This is a genomic window from Deltaproteobacteria bacterium, from assembly GCA_016180855.1.
Classification (GTDB): domain Bacteria; phylum UBA10199; class UBA10199; order JACPAL01; family JACPAL01; genus JACPAL01.
This window is the reverse complement of record JACPAL010000014.1, coordinates 1-15,525: the sequence shown is the minus strand read 5'-3', so window position 1 is coordinate 15,525 and position 15,525 is coordinate 1. Positions and strand designations below refer to the sequence as shown.

Below are 15,525 nucleotides of genomic sequence, written 5' to 3'. Positions count from 1 at the left end.
CATTGATGCAAAACTTGCTCGTCTTAATTCTGGCTGCCGGACGGGGAGAGAGGATGCGGTCCGCGCTCCCGAAGGTCCTTCATCCCTTGAGCGGCCGACCGCTCTTTTCCTACGTCCTGGAAACGGCGGAGAAACTAAAACCCAAAAAAATATTGGCAGTTGTCGGTCATCAAGCGGCGAGCGTCAAAAAACTCTTTCCAAATAAAAAAGTAGAGTGGGTTCTCCAAAAAGAGCAGTTCGGAACGGCCCATGCGGTCCTCTCGGCCGCCTCTTTTTTGAAGGGGCATAAAGGACCTCTCCTTATTTTGAGCGGAGATGTCCCACTCCTTCGTTTAGAGACCCTTCGATCTCTTCAGACAAAATTTGAAGAGGAGAGGGCCTCTTTGGCCTTTCTCACAACGGAGCTGTTTGACCCCTCAGGGTATGGTCGTGTGGTCCGGGATGGAGACGGCGAGGTCGACCGGATTGTTGAGGAGAAGGAGGCGTCTCCCGAGCAGAAGGAGTTGAGGGAGATTAATGCCGGTATTTATCTCGCGGAGACCGAAGAGATTCTTAAGCCGCTCCGGGAGATTCGTCGTAGTCCCCTCAAGAAAGAGTATTATCTGACGGATCTTGTTGAACATCTGCTTCGGGAGGGGAAAAAGGTTGTCTCTGTTTTCAGCAAGGAGAGTGGCGAGTGTCTTGGCATCAATGATCGATCCCAGTTGGCAGGGGCGGAAGAGCTCCTGCGACAGAGGATCAACCTGGAATGGATGAAGAAGGGAGTTTCTCTCCGACATCCCTCCTCCATCTGGATCTCATCCGAAACGGTGATCGAGCCGGATGTCATCATTCATCCGGGGGTTATTATCAGCGGACGAAGCCGTATCAGTAGGGGAGCGGAGATTTTTCCCTATTCCGTGGTTGAGGATTCGGTTGTTGGCGTGGGTGCCCGTATCGGTCCCTTTGCGCGTCTTCGGCCCGGGAGTTTCGTCGGAGAGGGAGCAAGGGTTGGCAACTTCGTCGAGCTTAAAAAAACCGTGATGAAAAAGGGGGCGAAGGCGAACCACCTGACCTATCTGGGAGATGCGGTTGTGGGAGAGGGTGCGAATGTCGGATGTGGAACGATCACTTGCAATTACGACGGTTTTCGGAAAAACAGGACGGTGATCGGGAAGAAGGTTTTTATTGGAAGTGATGTCCAGCTTGTGGCGCCGGTCACGATTGGGGATAATGCCTGGGTTGGGGCTGGGACCACGGTGACAAAAGCGGTTCCCTCCGGCTCGCTTGCAGTCTCCCGTGTTGAGCAGAAGAATATAAAAGGTTGGGTGAAACAGAAGCGTAAGAAAGAGAAAAAGAGAGGTTGAGAGAGATTTTTTATGTGCGGCATTGTCGGTTATATTGGAAAAAGTAACGCAACACCGATCCTCATGGAGGGTTTAAGCCGGCTTGAGTATCGTGGTTATGATTCGGCGGGGATTGCTGTTCGGGAGAAAAAGGCGATCCGGATTGTCCGGTCGGTTGGCAAGCTGATTGAGCTTGATAAAAAATTGAAGAGCAACGCGCCGGTTGGAACGCTCGGTATCGGGCATACCCGCTGGGCGACGCACGGGCGGCCTAATGAAACTAATGCCCATCCGCACAAGGCAGGTCCGGTCGTCCTCGTCCATAATGGAATCTTTGAAAATTACGGAGAGCTTCACCGCTATCTGGCCAAAAAAGGGCACACCCTGAAAACGGAGACAGATACCGAGCTTGCCTGTCACCTCATCCAGCAACGGCTCTATGACGGCCTTTCTATGGAGAAGGCGTTTTTCAAGGCACTCTCCGAGATTGAGGGCTCTTATGCCTTGGCGGTTCTTCACGAAGAGGAGCCGGATCGGATCTATTTTGCCCGTCGCGGGAGTCCTCCGCTCGTCGTTGGATTGGGGGAGGGGGAGAATTTTGTTGCCTCTGATATCCCGGCGATCCTGTCGCATACACGGCGGGTCGTCTTTTTGGAGGATAGGGATGCGGGGATTCTCTGGAGGGATCGGTGTGAGATATGGAATCTCTCTCATAAGAAGGTGCGTCGTCCGATCAAGACAGTCAACTGGAGCCTCTCAACGGCCGAGAAGGGGGGGTTCAAGCATTTCATGCTGAAAGAGATCTTTGAACAGCCGAGGGTTGTTGGGGATACCCTTTCGGGACAATTGTCTGAGAAACAGAGGCGCATTTACCTGCGCGGAGTCGATCCGCTCTTTTCCGGAAACGGTTCATTTCCGTTTGACAAGATCTACCTTGTCGCTTGTGGCACCTCTTATCATGCTGCGCTGGCAGGCAAATACTATATGGAAGAGATGGCGCGTCTTCCCGTAATGGTCGATCAGGCGTCCGAGTTCCGCTACCGAAACCCGATTTTGGATAGAAAAACGCTCATCGTGGCGATCAGTCAGTCGGGTGAGACCGCCGACACCCTGGCCGCTGTCCAGATAGCAAAGGAAAAAGGGGCCAAGGTCATTTCAATCTGCAACGTGGTTGATTCGGCGATTCCGAGAGGTTCAGACACGACACTTTATACCCGTGCCGGTCCCGAGATCGGTGTCGCCTCAACGAAGGCGTTTACGACCCAGATGGTGATGTTGCTCCTGATGGCGCTTCGATTGGGAAGGATCCGCCAGACGTTCTCGTTCGGTGATGAGACATTCGATGCCCTCGTGAAACTTCCCAAACAGATTCAAAAGCTCGTGGAGATTGATCTCCGTGATTTGGCGGAAAAATATGCCCACTCTCCCAATTTTCTCTATTTTGGGCGTGGGATTCACTATCCGATTGCCCTCGAAGGGGCGCTTAAACTGAAGGAGATCTCTTATATTCATGCGGAAGGGTATTCTGCCGGTGAGATGAAACATGGACCGATCGCCCTGATTGATCGTGGGATGCCGGTGGTGGTGCTGGCTCCCCAGGACAAGACGTATGAGAAGGTGATGGGGAACATCGAAGAGGTTCGGGCGCGCGGGGCAAGCGTCATTGCGATCGCCACACAGGGCGACAAGCAGATCGCCAAAAAGTGTCAGGACGTGATCTATGTCCCGAAGGCCCCTTGGTACATCACGCCGATCCTCATGACAATTCCGCTGCAACTTTTGGCCTATCATATTGCTGACCACAAGGGGACCGACATTGACCAACCACGTAATCTAGCCAAAAGTGTCACGGTCGAATAGGCGACGAACAGACGAAGATGACAAGTACCGCCGAGATTATTGAGCTTTCCAAGAAATACCTCCTGAACACCTACAATCGCCTTCCAATGGCCCCGGTCAAGGGGAGGGGTTGTTGGTTATGGGATGCCGAGGGGAAGAAATACCTCGATTTTTTTTCCGGAATTGCGGTCTGTAATCTGGGGCATTCCGATCCCAGGGTGCTTCGTGCGATCGCGGTTCAGGCGGGAAAACTTCTCCACACAAGCAATGTCTTTTATCTTGATCATCAGGCGGAGCTTGCCCAATGGCTGGTTGAACACTCCTTTGCTGACAAGGTCTTTTTTTGTAACAGCGGGGCGGAGGCGAACGAGGGGGCGGTGAAACTGGCACGAAAGTATGCGCGCAAAATTCTGGGTCAGGACCGGTATGAAGTGATTACCATGAACAGATCGTTCCATGGCCGGACGCTCGGAATGATCTCTGCGACCGGTCAGGAGAAGGTCCAAAAAGGATTTGAGCCGCTCCTGCCGGGTTTTCGTTACGCTGATTTTGGAGATCTGAGCTCTCTTGAAAAGATACTGTCTCCCCAGACGATTGCGATTATGGTGGAGCCGGTTCAGGGGGAAGGGGGTGTCCGTCTCCCATCGCCTGACTATTTTAAAGGGCTCCGTGACCTCTGTCACAGACACAAACTGCTTTTAATTTATGATGAGGTCCAGGTCGGGATCGGCAGGACCGGGAAGATGTTCGCCTATGAACACTCCGGTATTGCCCCGGATATCATGACACTTGCGAAGGCGCTCGGCAACGGACTGCCGATCGGGGCGCTCCTCGCGCGTGATTTCGTCGCAAGTGCGTTTCTGCCGGGGGATCATGCCTCGACGTTTGGTGGAAATCCTTTCGTGACCGCCGTGGCGCTTGAAGTGGTGAAGGCTGTTTCGGGTGAGGCGCTTCCAAATGTTGGTGAGATCAGTCCCTATCTGGAGCGGTTGTTAAGACAGCTTCCGGGCGATTATTCTATTGTTCAGGAGGTGAGGGGAGTCGGCCTGTTGTGGGGTATTGACCTCACCTGTGAGGCAAGGCCGTTTGTTGAACGTTGCTTGAAAAAGGGTCTCCTGATCAATGCCGTTGGTTCGCAGACGATCCGAATGGCCCCGTCGCTTCTAATTCGTAAAAAGGAGATTGATTTTGGGATCAAAATCCTCAAAGAGGCATTGAATGAAGAAGGATCTCAAAAGCCTCTCTGACCTATCCGCCAAAGAGATCGAGTCTCTTTTCAGAAAAGCGACCCTTTTAAAGAAGGAGAGAAAGAGGGGGAAGGTGCGGAGTACGCTTCGGGGGAAGACACTCGCAATGCTTTTTGAAAAGACCTCAACCCGCACCCGCGTCTCTTTTGAGATAGCGATGAGGGAGCTGGGCGGTGATGCCGTCTATTTGGAGTCGGGGACGACACAGGTCGGGCGGGGGGAGACCTATGCCGACACGGCAAAGGTTCTCTCGCGGTATGCCCATGGGATCCTGATCAGGACGTACGGGCAGGGGATTGTTGAGGAGCTTGCCAAGGCGTCCGATGTCCCTGTGATCAACGGGCTCTCGGACCTCTACCATCCCTGTCAGATCTTGGCGGATCTCTTCACCGTGGGGGAAAACAAAAGGGAGCGACGGAAGGTTGCCTACATCGGTGATGGGAATAACATCGCCAATAGCTGGATCCAGGCCGCCCTCCTTCTCCGATTTCCCCTCGTCGTTGCAACGCCTCACGGATTTGAGCCGGATCGGCAAATCCTGGAAGTGGCGCGGAATCAAAAGGATGTTTCTGTCATAATAACCGACGATCCGGTCGAGGCGGTACGGGGTGCCGCCGTTGTCAATACCGACACCTGGTTTTCCATGGGACAGAAAGAGGAGGAGGAAAAGAGGAGACGGTTCCAGCCGTATCAGCTCAATCAAAAACTGTTGAAAGAGGCGGCGCCGGATGCGATTGTACTCCACTGCCTGCCGGCCCATCGAGGGGAGGAGATCACGGATGAGGTGATGGATGGCTCCCAGTCACGGATCTGGCAGCAGGCGGAAAATAGGTTGCATGTACAGAAGGCATTACTGGAGATGTTGTTAAAATGAAAATTGTCCTCGCCTACTCGGGTGGGCTTGATACCTCGGTCATGGTTCATTGGCTCAAGGAAAACTATCAGAGCGAGGTGGTCTGCTTTATTGCCGATATCGGACAGAAGGAGGACTTTACCCGCATCAGAGAAAAGGCTCTCCGGTCGGGTGCCAAGCGGGCGTACGTTGCCGACCTGCGGGAAGAGTTTGTCGGCGATTTCGTCTTTCCGATGCTTCGCGCAAATGCCGTTTATGAAGGAGGCTACCTTTTGGGAACCTCGATTGCGCGCCCTCTCATTGCCAAAAAGCAATTGGAGGTGGCGGTTAGGGAAAAGGCAGATGCGCTGGCCCACGGAGCGACGGGCAAGGGGAATGACCAGGTCCGGTTTGAATTGACCTACTATGCCTTGAAGCCGGATGCCCGGGTCATCGCCCCCTGGAGGGAGTGGGACTTCAAGTCACGGTCAGATCTGATGGCGTATGCCAAAAGGCAGGGGGTACCGGTCCCGGTGACTAGGGCGAAACCTTACAGCTCGGATCAGAATCTCTTTCATATCAGCTACGAAGGTGGAATTCTGGAAGATCCATGGAAAGAGCCTCCTCAAAACCTTTTTACCATGACCCGCAATCCGGAGGCCGCCCCCACGAAACCAATCACGATTGAGGTTGAATACCAGCGGGGGAATCCGGTTGCGGTCAATGGCAGAAAATTGTCGCCTGCCAGGCTCCTTGAGCGTTTGAATCGGATTGCGGGAGCGCATGGGATCGGTCGCACCGACATTGTTGAGAACCGGTATGTCGGGATGAAAAGTCGCGGGGTTTACGAAACTCCAGGAGGGACCGTTCTCCATGTTGCCCATCGGGCAATAGAGAGCCTGACAATGGATCGGGAGGTGATGCACCTTCGAGACTCGTTGATTTCCCGATACGCAGAGCTCGTCTATTATGGGTACTGGTTTTCTCCGGAGCGGGAGGTTCTCCAGAAATTGATCGATGAGGCGCAAAAAAATGTGACCGGCAAGGTACGCTTGAAACTCTATAAAGGAAACTGTGGTGTGGTCGGGCGTAAGTCTCCCCGATCGCTTTTCAGGGAAGATTATGCCACGTTTGAAAAGGACTCGGTTTATCATCAGGCGGATGCAGAAGGATTTATCCGATTAAATGCCTTGCGGCTCAAACTGAAAAGATCTTCTTCTCCTTGACTCATAATAACGGCTGAGATTAAAAGCGATCGTCTACCATGCGGAAATACAGACTTTTTGCACCCGGCCCGACGGCGGTCGCTGAATCGGCCTCGCTGGCGATGGCGGGTTCGATCATCCACCACCGGACGCGTGCCTTTGAGGCGGTATTAGAGGAAGTCCGTCGTGGTCTGAAGTGGCTTTTCCAGACCAAAAACGAGATCTTGATTCTCGCCTCGTCCGGAACGGGCGCGATGGAAGGGGCAGTGACCAACCTCTTTTCAAAGGGAGAGAAGGTCATCGTTGTAGATGGAGGTAAATTTGGTGAACGCTGGTGGAAGATCTGCAAGGCGTATGGGGTAGAGCCAGAGATCATCAAAGTTCCTTGGGGCGAGGCTGTTTCCCCGGCTGATGTTGAAAAACTTCTCAAAAAAGGTGGCTACAAGGGGGTGCTTGTTCAGGCGTCCGAAAGCTCCACGGGTGTCACTCATCCGATTGAAAAACTGGCCGATTTGACCCGTGGCATGAAAGATTGTCTTTTAGTGGTCGATGCAATCTCCGCGCTGGGTGCTATGGATCTTCCAATGGACCGATGGGGGATCGATGCATTGATTGGTGCCTCTCAGAAGGCGCTTGCGTTGCCACCCGGACTTGCCTTGATCGGCCTGTCGGACAAGGCCTGGCAGGCGGCTGAAAAGGGGAATCTCCCCAGGTTTTACTTTGATTTTCGAAAGGAACTCAAAGGTCTTGTAACGAATCAGACCGCCTATACACCGGCGATCGGGTTGATTTTTGGTTTGGCCGAGAGACTCAAGGCGATGCAGACAGAGGGGCTCCAACCCCTTTTTGAGAGGCATCAGCGTCTCTCTGACGGGATGAGGGCGGGGGTGACCGCATTGGGTCTCGCGCTGTTTGCAAAATCGCCCGTCAATTCGCTCACCGCAGTAATCGCTCCCTCGGGTATTGATGGTCAGAAGATCTACAAGACGCTTCAAGAGAAATATAATCTGACGATTGCCGGCGGCCAGGATGATTTTAAAGGCAAGATATTTCGCCTGGCTCACATGGGACATTATGATGACCTCGATGTCGTGACGGTTTTGGCGGCGTTGGAATGGACGCTGGCCGATTTGGGCTATCGTTTTGAAATGGGGGCCGGTGTCGGGGCTGCCATGAAGGTGCTGCATGGCTAAGATCCTCGTTTGTGACAAATTGTCAGAAAATGGTGAGAAGATCCTCAAATCGGCCAAGGGGATCACGGCTGATTTCAGGTCCGGTCTATCAGAGGAGGAACTCATCAAGATTGTGCCTCAATATGACGGTCTCATTGTCCGAAGTGGCACAAAGATTACGGCGCGAGTTCTCGAGGGGTCCAAGCTCAAGGCGATCGGTCGGGCCGGGATTGGGGTCGATAATATTGATGTCACTGCGGCGACAAGAAAGGGGATTGTCGTCATGAACACCCCGTCTGGCAACGCCGTCACAACGGCGGAGCATACCCTTGCGATGATCTTTGCCGTTTCACGCCGGATTCCAGAGGCGTCTTATTCAGTCCGCTCCGGCAAGTGGGAGCGTGGAAAATTTACCGGAAGTGAGTTGTGCAACAAGACACTCGGCATTGTCGGTGTTGGCAATATTGGACGAATCGTCGCCGACCGGGCGATCGGTCTTAAGATGAAGGTGATTGGATATGATCCTTTCCTTTCTGCTGAGGCGGCTGAAAAAATGGGCATCGAGCCGGTCGATCTTCCGGAGCTCTTCCGTTGTTCTGATTATATTACGGTTCACGCGCCACTGACCGACAAGACAAAGAATCTGGTCGACCGGAAGGCGTTTGGTCAGATGAAGAAGGGGGTTTATGTCATCAACTGTGCTCGGGGTGGCATTGTGAATGAGTCCGATCTTGTCTCCGCGATCAAGGAGGGGATTGTTAAAGGGGCGGCCGTCGATGTTTTTGAAAAAGAGCCACCACCGGCCGATCATCCATTTTTTGGAATTCCCCAGGTTGTGACGACGCCGCATCTCGGAGCCGCTACGGATGAGGCTCAGGAGGCGGTTGCTGTGGAGGTTGCCCGCATGATGGCGGACTATTTTCAGAATGGAACGATTCATAACGCCGTTAATTTCCCCTCGATCTCGGCTGAGGGGCTCAAAATTCTGGGCCCCTTTATTCACTTGGCGGAGAAACTTGGGTCGCTTCAGGGACAACTTCTGGAGAGATTGCCGCGAGAGGTCCGGATTGAATATCGGGGGGATGTTGCCGAGTACAACCTGGCTGCCGTTACCCAGGCGGCGCTCAAGGGTCTGCTTTCGGCAACCGTGAGCGATGTCACCGTGAATTTTGTGAACGCCTCATGGATCGCCCGTGAGCGAGGCTTAAAGGTTGTCGAGTCAAAATTCAGTGAACACAAGGATTTTGCGAGCCTCATCACCATTACGATGGAAATCGATGGGACAACCCGCTCGGTTTCCGGAACAATTTTTGGGAAGATGCAGCCACGAATTGTTCAGATCAATGAATTTTACCTGGAGGCGTTGCCGGAGGGGACGATTCTCGTAATTCACAATCAGGACCGGCCCGGCGTTATTGGAAATATCGGGACGCTGCTCGGCAAGAAAAAGATCAATATCTCCCGGATGCAGCTAGGATTGATGCGGCAGAGTGGAGAGGCGATCGCGCTTTACAATGTGGAGGGAGATCTGAAACAAGAGGTGATTGAAGAGATCGAGAAGCTGCCGAACATTATTTCGGTAAAAAAAGTTGTTTTGTAATGTCTAGTATCGTCATCATTGGGGCCCAGTGGGGGGATGAGGGAAAAGGAAAAATCGTCGACTACCTTGCGGAGGGAGCCGATCAGGTCGTCCGATTTCAAGGGGGAAATAACGCCGGTCACACATTAGTCGTGGGGGGTCAGAAGACCGTTCTTCATCTTGTTCCGTCAGGGGCCCTTCACCCGGGGGTCCGTTGCCTTATTGGAAATGGGGTCGTTGTTGACCCTGAAGTGCTTCTGCAGGAGATTGAGGCGCTCCGGGCGCGCGGATTTCTAAAAAATGATTCCGACCTGTTGGTCAGCGACAGGGCCCATGTCATTTTTCCCTACCACAAGAAAATGGATCAGCTTCGCGAGGAGAGGCGGGGCAAGGGAAAGATAGGGACCACGGGTCGTGGTATCGGTCCGGCCTACGAAGACAAGGCGGCTCGGATGGGGATTCGGATCGGCGAGCTCGTCGAGTCGGATCTGCTCAAGAAAAGACTCGAGGAGGTTGTTCCCGAGAAGAATCTTCAGTTTGAAAAAATTCTCAATGGTTCTCCTTTCAGTGTGAAGGAGCTCTTTCAGAGGTATTCAGAGATTGGGAGCTGTTTGAAAAAATATGTCGGAGACGTAAGCCGGGCACTTTATGAGGCCAGGTGCCATGGTAAAAAGATTCTTTACGAAGGCGCCCAAGGAACCGCCCTCGATGTTGATCATGGGACGTACCCCTATGTCACCTCGTCCAATACGGTAGCGGGGGCCGTTTGCGCCGGAAGCGGTGTCGGTCCCTCCGCCATTGACAGGGTGATCGGTGTCACCAAGGCCTACACAACCCGCGTTGGCAGCGGTCCTTTTCCGACCGAAGAGACGGGTGAGATTGGCAGAAGGTTACAGGAGGGGGGAGGGGAGTTTGGGGCGACGACGGGGCGTCCACGACGATGCGGTTGGCTTGATCTTCCTCTGCTAAAGCAGTCGATTCGTTTGAGTGGCATTAACGGGCTTGTCATCACAAAGTTGGATATTCTCTCCGCCCTTCCGACTTTAAATCTGTGCGTTGCCTACCGGTTTCGTGGCGGACGATACGCTGAGGTCCCATCAGCGCTTGCCCCGCTCGAGGAGTGTCAACCGGAGTATGAGACACTCCCTGGCTGGAAAGAAAATATTTCAGATGTTCGCCGGTTGGATCAGTTACCGAACGCTGCCAGAAAATATCTTGAAAGGATAGAGAAAGAGACCGGTGTTCCCATTGACCTCGTCTCTGTCGGTCCGGGGCGAGAGGACAACATCATTATACGGCATCCCTTTTCATAGTTTTCATTTGACCGCTCTTCCCACTCTTGCTAAAAAAGCCATCTTTTTTAGGACTTTTATGCAAAGCACGATTCCAGGAAGCGAAGGCATCACGAAGAGGGGGGACGAGAGGAACCTCTGGACCCGGCGGGAATTTTTCGGCTTTGCCGGGTGGGGTGCTTTTCTCTCGGCGATCGGTTTGGGGCTTCTGGGGTTTGTCCGCTTTATGTTCCCCCGCGTTCTTTTTGAACCGTCACCGATCTTCAAGGCCGGCAAGCCGGAGGATTATGTTGAGGGGGAGGTGAGTGAGCGTTTCAAAGAGGAACAGCGGGTCTGGATTCTGAGGGAGAAGGGAAAGATCATTGCGATTCAGGCGATCTGCACGCATCTCGGATGCACCCCGCGCTGGCTCCCCCTAGAAACTAAATTCAAATGTCCCTGCCATGGCAGCGGATTTACGATGGAGGGGATTAATTTTGAGGGCCCGGCCCCGCGCCCTCTTGAAAGATATGCCGTGCGGCTTGATGCGGAAGGGGAATTGATCGTCGATAAGAGCAGAAAATTTTTGTATGAGAAGGGGGAGTGGGAGAATCCGGAGGCGTTTGTCGTTTTATGAACTTAATCCAATTTAAAGCCCAATATGAAGAGTTGAGAAAATTGATCGTTGATTCCTACGTCTGGAAATCGATCTTTCGACATGGTTACAAAGACACGGCGCGTAATCGTGTCCTCATGACCGCCTCGAATGTCTTCCTGCACCTTCATCCCTCCAAGATGCGGCGCCACGGGATCAAGATTTCCTATACCTGGTGTGCGGGTGGTCTGACCTTTCTCTTTTTCCTGATTCTGACCGTCACGGGCGTGATCCTGATGTTTTACTATCGCCCCGTTGCTGAATATGCCTTCGTCGACATGAAATATCTCCAGTTTGATGTCCCGTTCGGGATGGTGATGAGAAACATGCATCGCTGGGGGGCGCACGGGATGGTCATTCTTGTCATGCTTCACATGTTTCGTGTCTTTATGACCGGCTCCTATAAACCGCCACGGGAGTTTAACTGGGTCGTTGGGGTCCTGCTTCTTGTCCTCACATTTCTTCTCTCATTTACCGGATATCTTCTCCCGTGGGATCAGCTCTCCATCTGGGCTGTGACGGTCGGGACCAACATGGCACGGGCGACCCCGTTGCTCGGGCACGAAGGACCGCTTGCGGAACAGATGCAACAGCTAACGGGCGTGATCACCCCCCGATATGACGCCCGCTCTTTTCTAACGGCAGGGACGATTGTTGGCGCACCGACGCTGCTTCGATTTTATGTGCTCCATTGTATTTTTATTCCGATTGCCGCAGCGGTATTAATGATTGTTCACTTTTGGAGAGTACGGAAAGACGGGGGCATCTCAGGGCCGTTGTGACCCCCTCACCCCGTCCTCCGCCTTTGGCGAATGGATTCCCTCTCCCTCAAGGGGAGAGGGAGATTAAGGAATTAGCTTATTGCTATGACAGAACCGCACAAAGCAGGTGATAAAATTGTTCCCGCCTCCTCCCTGAATCCGGACAAGGTCCACACATGGCCCCATCTGGTAAAGGTTGAGTTCATTATCGGATTGATCGCCTTGATAGGGATCACCGTCTGGTCAATCGTCATCGACGCCCCCCTGGAGGAGCCGGCCAATCCGGCGAAGACGCCCAATCCGTCAAAGGCCCCGTGGTATTTTCTTGGTCTGCAGGAGATGCTTGTCTATTTTGATCCCTGGATGGCCGGTGTTGTACTGCCGAGTTTGATTATTGTTGGCCTTATGGTCATTCCCTATATTGATACCAACCCAAAAGGATCTGGCTACTACACATTTCGTGAGCGGCCGTTTGCGGTTGGAACGTTCTGTTTTGGTTTTCTCATCCTTTGGATTTTTCTTATTGTTGTTGGAGTTTTTCTGAGGGGCCCGGGCTGGAACTTCTTTGCACCCTGGGAGGAGTGGGATCCCCACAAGGTCGTGGCACTGACCAACGTCGATCTTAATATCTGGATTGCCCAGACCTTCGGGATCGACTTCTTACGTGGAAAGGTGATGGCCGCCCTCTTCGGATTAGGATTGATAGCGGCTTACTATTCGACAGGCGTTCTCTATTACCGCTGGAAGAGTAAGACGAGCGAGACGCTTCAGAAGCTGGGAGCGGTTCGCTATGGTATTGTGGCCTTTCTTTTTCTTACCATGATGGCCTTGCCGATCAAAATGCTCCTGCGATGGACATTGAACATCAAGTATATCTGCTCGCTGCCCTGGATTGGACTCAATATCTGAGAAAACGTCATGGCGACTCCACAAGAAACAGATCCGATTGAAAAGGTCTCCTACAGCAAGTGGTTATTTGTTCTGGGGAGCCTTTTCCTGTTGGTGAGCCTTTGGGCCTATCTTGATGAATTTGTGATCCGGAGGAGCTGGAAACGGTATCAGGGTGAGTTCAATCTCCTGGAGCTGGGTCGCTTGAAGGAAGAGCGGAAGACAACGCAGCAGTCTCTTGAACAGACGGATCAACAGAACGATCTCCTACCGGATGACCAGGTGACCGAAGAGAATATTTCGCTGCGCCGAATTCGTTTGAGAAGGGAGGCGGCTGAGGTTGCATTGGAAGGGGAAGCGTACCGCAAGGCAAAGAAAGAGTGGAAGGAACGCAAGATTCGTCATGAAGATGCGAAGCAACGCTACGGTTTTGCGAAGGCAGACCAGGATGAGACCTTTTATGAATGGAAGCATGCCCTCGAGACGGGCCATCAAGAGGAGGTCGAGGAACAGAAGAAAAAGTACTATGAGCTGGAAGAGCGGCTCAAGGAATTAAAGAAAAATGAGATGGATGCCTCCGAGCGGCTTCTGGAGGCCCAGGCGATTTTGGACCAATATGAGGGGGAGCTAAAAAAATGGCAAAAGGCAGAAGAGAAGCATTTTGAACCACTTGAAAATATCAGGAAGAAGATCCAAGAGGTCCGGTCCCGCAGTTTTGATCTCCAGCAGGTTGTTATTGACGACCTGGGCAAGGGGGCTGAGGTTCAGTGGGGTACGGTTGATCGCTGCCAATCTTGCCACGTTGCAATCAATCGGGACGGTTTTGAGAATGAAAAAAATCCGTTCAAAACCCATCCGCATCGTACTGAAATCTTTGCCTCACACCCCGTCGAGAAGTTTGGTTGTACCACCTGTCATGGGGGGCAGGGGCGTGCCACCCAGATCAAGGGGAAACCGCTCGAAGAGCATGACTTTGTTCATGGCATTGACAAGCATTGGGAGAGACCGCTTCTTCGAGGTGACTCGATGCAGGCGTCCTGCTTCAAGTGTCATCAGGATCAGTGGAACCTCCCGTTCGCCGATGTGGCATTGAAGGGAAAAAAGCTTTTCTGGAACTTGGGATGTACCGGTTGTCATAATGTTCAGGGTTTTGAAGCGGCTCCCAGGGTTGGGCCCTCTCTGCAGAAGATCGGTTCCAAGGTGAACGAGGAATGGCTTGTCCGGTGGATCAAGAATCCGAAAGATTATCTCCCTCATGCAAAGATGCCAAACATCCCTCTGGAACAGACCGGGGTGGGGCAGACTGAAAAAGTGGCGGCGTACCTCTTGAGTGTTTCGCAGGACTATTCATTTCCGTTTGGTCGTTACCCGGGTGGTGATCCCGTTATGGGTCAGCAGCTCTTTGAAACGGTCGGCTGTCTTGGTTGTCACCGTATGGGCGAGAAGGGAACCGGACTCGCTTCGGACCTTGATCGAATCGGCGAAAAGAGCTCTGCGGATTGGATCTACAACTGGGTTCAGGATCCGAAGCTCTACAATCCTGAGGCCAAAATGCCGAGACTCCATCTGACCCCCCAGGAGGCGGCTCATATCACCGCCTATCTTGTCCGTCAGGGCAAACCACTTGAAAGAGACGAGCAGATCAGAACTGCCCTTCATGATCCTGAAAAGGCGAAGGAAGGTTTCCTCATTGTCTCCCGTTATGGCTGTTATGGTTGTCATGTCATTCAGGGCTTTGAAAAGGCGTCCAAACTGTCCGTGGATTTGAGCACCATTGGCAGAAAGGCGGTTTATGAACTCGACTTTGGTGATTCGGATGTCCCACGCACCTGGCATGACTGGATCGCCGGTAAGTTGAAAGATCCCCAGAGGTATCTGACGGAAAAGACAAGCTCCGTGATGCCAAATTTTGGGCTCTCGGACGAGGAGGTGCATGCCCTCGTTCTCTTCCTCTCAGGCCTCAAGAAGGAGGAGGTGCCGGAGCGGTTTACAATGTCCAAGGTTCGCATAAATCAGGCAAAGATCGATGAAGGGCGTCGTCTCGTGGCGCGATTGAACTGTAAAGGATGTCATACGATTGAGGGGGAGGGGAGACTGATCCAGGATTATCTGGCCGAAGGAGAGGCACCTCCTCCGATCCTCGATGGCATTGGCGCCCGTGTTCGTCCTGAGTTTATGTTTGATTTCTTGAAGGACCCCTCCCGGACGAAGATTCGTCCCTGGATCAAGGTCAGGATGCCAAATTTTGGTTTTACGGATGAACAGGCAAACGCGATCATCAGCTACTTTTCCTCTTTGAACGGTGTGAGACCCGATTTTTATTCGCCGACAAAGCCTCCTGTTATGTCACCCGATGTGCGGCAGGCGGCGGAAAAACTGATCTCACGGGACTACTTTAGTTGCTACTCCTGTCATGCCCGTGGGGGAGTTGTCCCTCCTGGCGCACCGGCCCAGTGGGGACCGGATCTGGCGCTTGTACGTGAGAGGATCCGTCCCGAGTTCATTCCGGAATGGCTCAAGGACCCGCAGAAATTTACGCCCGGGGTTGTGATGCCAGGCTTTCTGCCGAACGATGAGTCAGCCCCGCAAGAGATTCTCGGCGGAAGCAGTCGGAAGCAGTCCGAGGCGATTCGGGATTACCTGTTGAATCTAAGTCCTTCGATTCATAAATTCGGTGACGAATTTATTCACTCAGGACTAGTGCTGAGCGAGTAATTTCACTGATTTTTTTGGCTTTTCAGATACGTCATG

General features: G+C 52.8%; 12 protein-coding genes. All 12 read left to right on the top strand.

Annotated features, from left to right (window positions below; all coding sequences use genetic code 11):
• Positions 1-5 precede the first annotated feature (5 nt).
• The 12 genes from glmU (at position 6) to HYT77_07390 (ending at position 15,489) form a co-directional block, all read left to right on the top strand.
• On the top strand, positions 6-1,346 hold the full coding sequence (glmU, locus tag HYT77_07445; protein ID MBI2067831.1) for a bifunctional UDP-N-acetylglucosamine diphosphorylase/glucosamine-1-phosphate N-acetyltransferase GlmU: 1,341 nt from the start codon (positions 6-8) through the stop codon (positions 1,344-1,346).
• A 12-nt stretch (positions 1,347-1,358) separates the two neighbouring features.
• On the top strand, positions 1,359-3,185 hold the full coding sequence (gene glmS / locus HYT77_07440; protein MBI2067830.1) for a glutamine--fructose-6-phosphate transaminase (isomerizing): 1,827 nt from the start codon (positions 1,359-1,361) through the stop codon (positions 3,183-3,185).
• A 17-nt stretch (positions 3,186-3,202) separates the two neighbouring features.
• Entirely contained in the window at positions 3,203-4,411 is a 1,209-nt protein-coding gene (locus tag HYT77_07435) for an aspartate aminotransferase family protein (protein MBI2067829.1), read from the top strand.
• Positions 4,383-5,285 (top strand): ornithine carbamoyltransferase, encoded by a 903-nt coding sequence (gene argF / locus HYT77_07430; GenBank protein ID MBI2067828.1) that lies wholly within the window; start codon positions 4,383-4,385, stop codon positions 5,283-5,285. The genes HYT77_07435 and argF overlap by 29 nt, the downstream gene beginning before the upstream one ends.
• A complete protein-coding gene (locus tag HYT77_07425) occupies positions 5,282-6,469 on the top strand; it encodes an argininosuccinate synthase (GenBank protein MBI2067827.1) in 1,188 nt (395 codons plus the stop codon). The genes argF and HYT77_07425 overlap by 4 nt, the downstream gene beginning before the upstream one ends.
• 38 nt (positions 6,470-6,507) lie before the next feature.
• Positions 6,508-7,641, top strand: coding sequence for an alanine--glyoxylate aminotransferase family protein (locus HYT77_07420; protein MBI2067826.1), 1,134 nt, complete (start codon positions 6,508-6,510; stop codon positions 7,639-7,641).
• A complete protein-coding gene (locus HYT77_07415; GenBank protein ID MBI2067825.1) occupies positions 7,634-9,220 on the top strand; it encodes a phosphoglycerate dehydrogenase in 1,587 nt (528 codons plus the stop codon). The genes HYT77_07420 and HYT77_07415 overlap by 8 nt, the downstream gene beginning before the upstream one ends.
• Entirely contained in the window at positions 9,220-10,512 is a 1,293-nt protein-coding gene (locus HYT77_07410) for an adenylosuccinate synthase (GenBank protein ID MBI2067824.1), read from the top strand. Before HYT77_07415 ends, HYT77_07410 begins: the two co-directional genes overlap by 1 nt.
• Before the next feature lie 58 nt (positions 10,513-10,570).
• Complete coding sequence (locus tag HYT77_07405) at positions 10,571-11,107, top strand: Rieske (2Fe-2S) protein (GenBank protein ID MBI2067823.1); 537 nt, start codon at positions 10,571-10,573, stop codon at positions 11,105-11,107.
• Entirely contained in the window at positions 11,104-11,907 is an 804-nt protein-coding gene (locus HYT77_07400) for a cytochrome b N-terminal domain-containing protein (protein MBI2067822.1), read from the top strand. Before HYT77_07405 ends, HYT77_07400 begins: the two co-directional genes overlap by 4 nt.
• 84 nt (positions 11,908-11,991) lie before the next feature.
• Positions 11,992-12,795, top strand: a complete 804-nt coding sequence (locus HYT77_07395; GenBank protein ID MBI2067821.1) for a cytochrome C — start codon at positions 11,992-11,994, stop codon at positions 12,793-12,795.
• Positions 12,796-12,804: 9 nt separating this feature from the next.
• Complete coding sequence (locus tag HYT77_07390; GenBank protein MBI2067820.1) at positions 12,805-15,489, top strand: c-type cytochrome; 2,685 nt, start codon at positions 12,805-12,807, stop codon at positions 15,487-15,489.
• Positions 15,490-15,525: the final 36 nt, after the last annotated feature.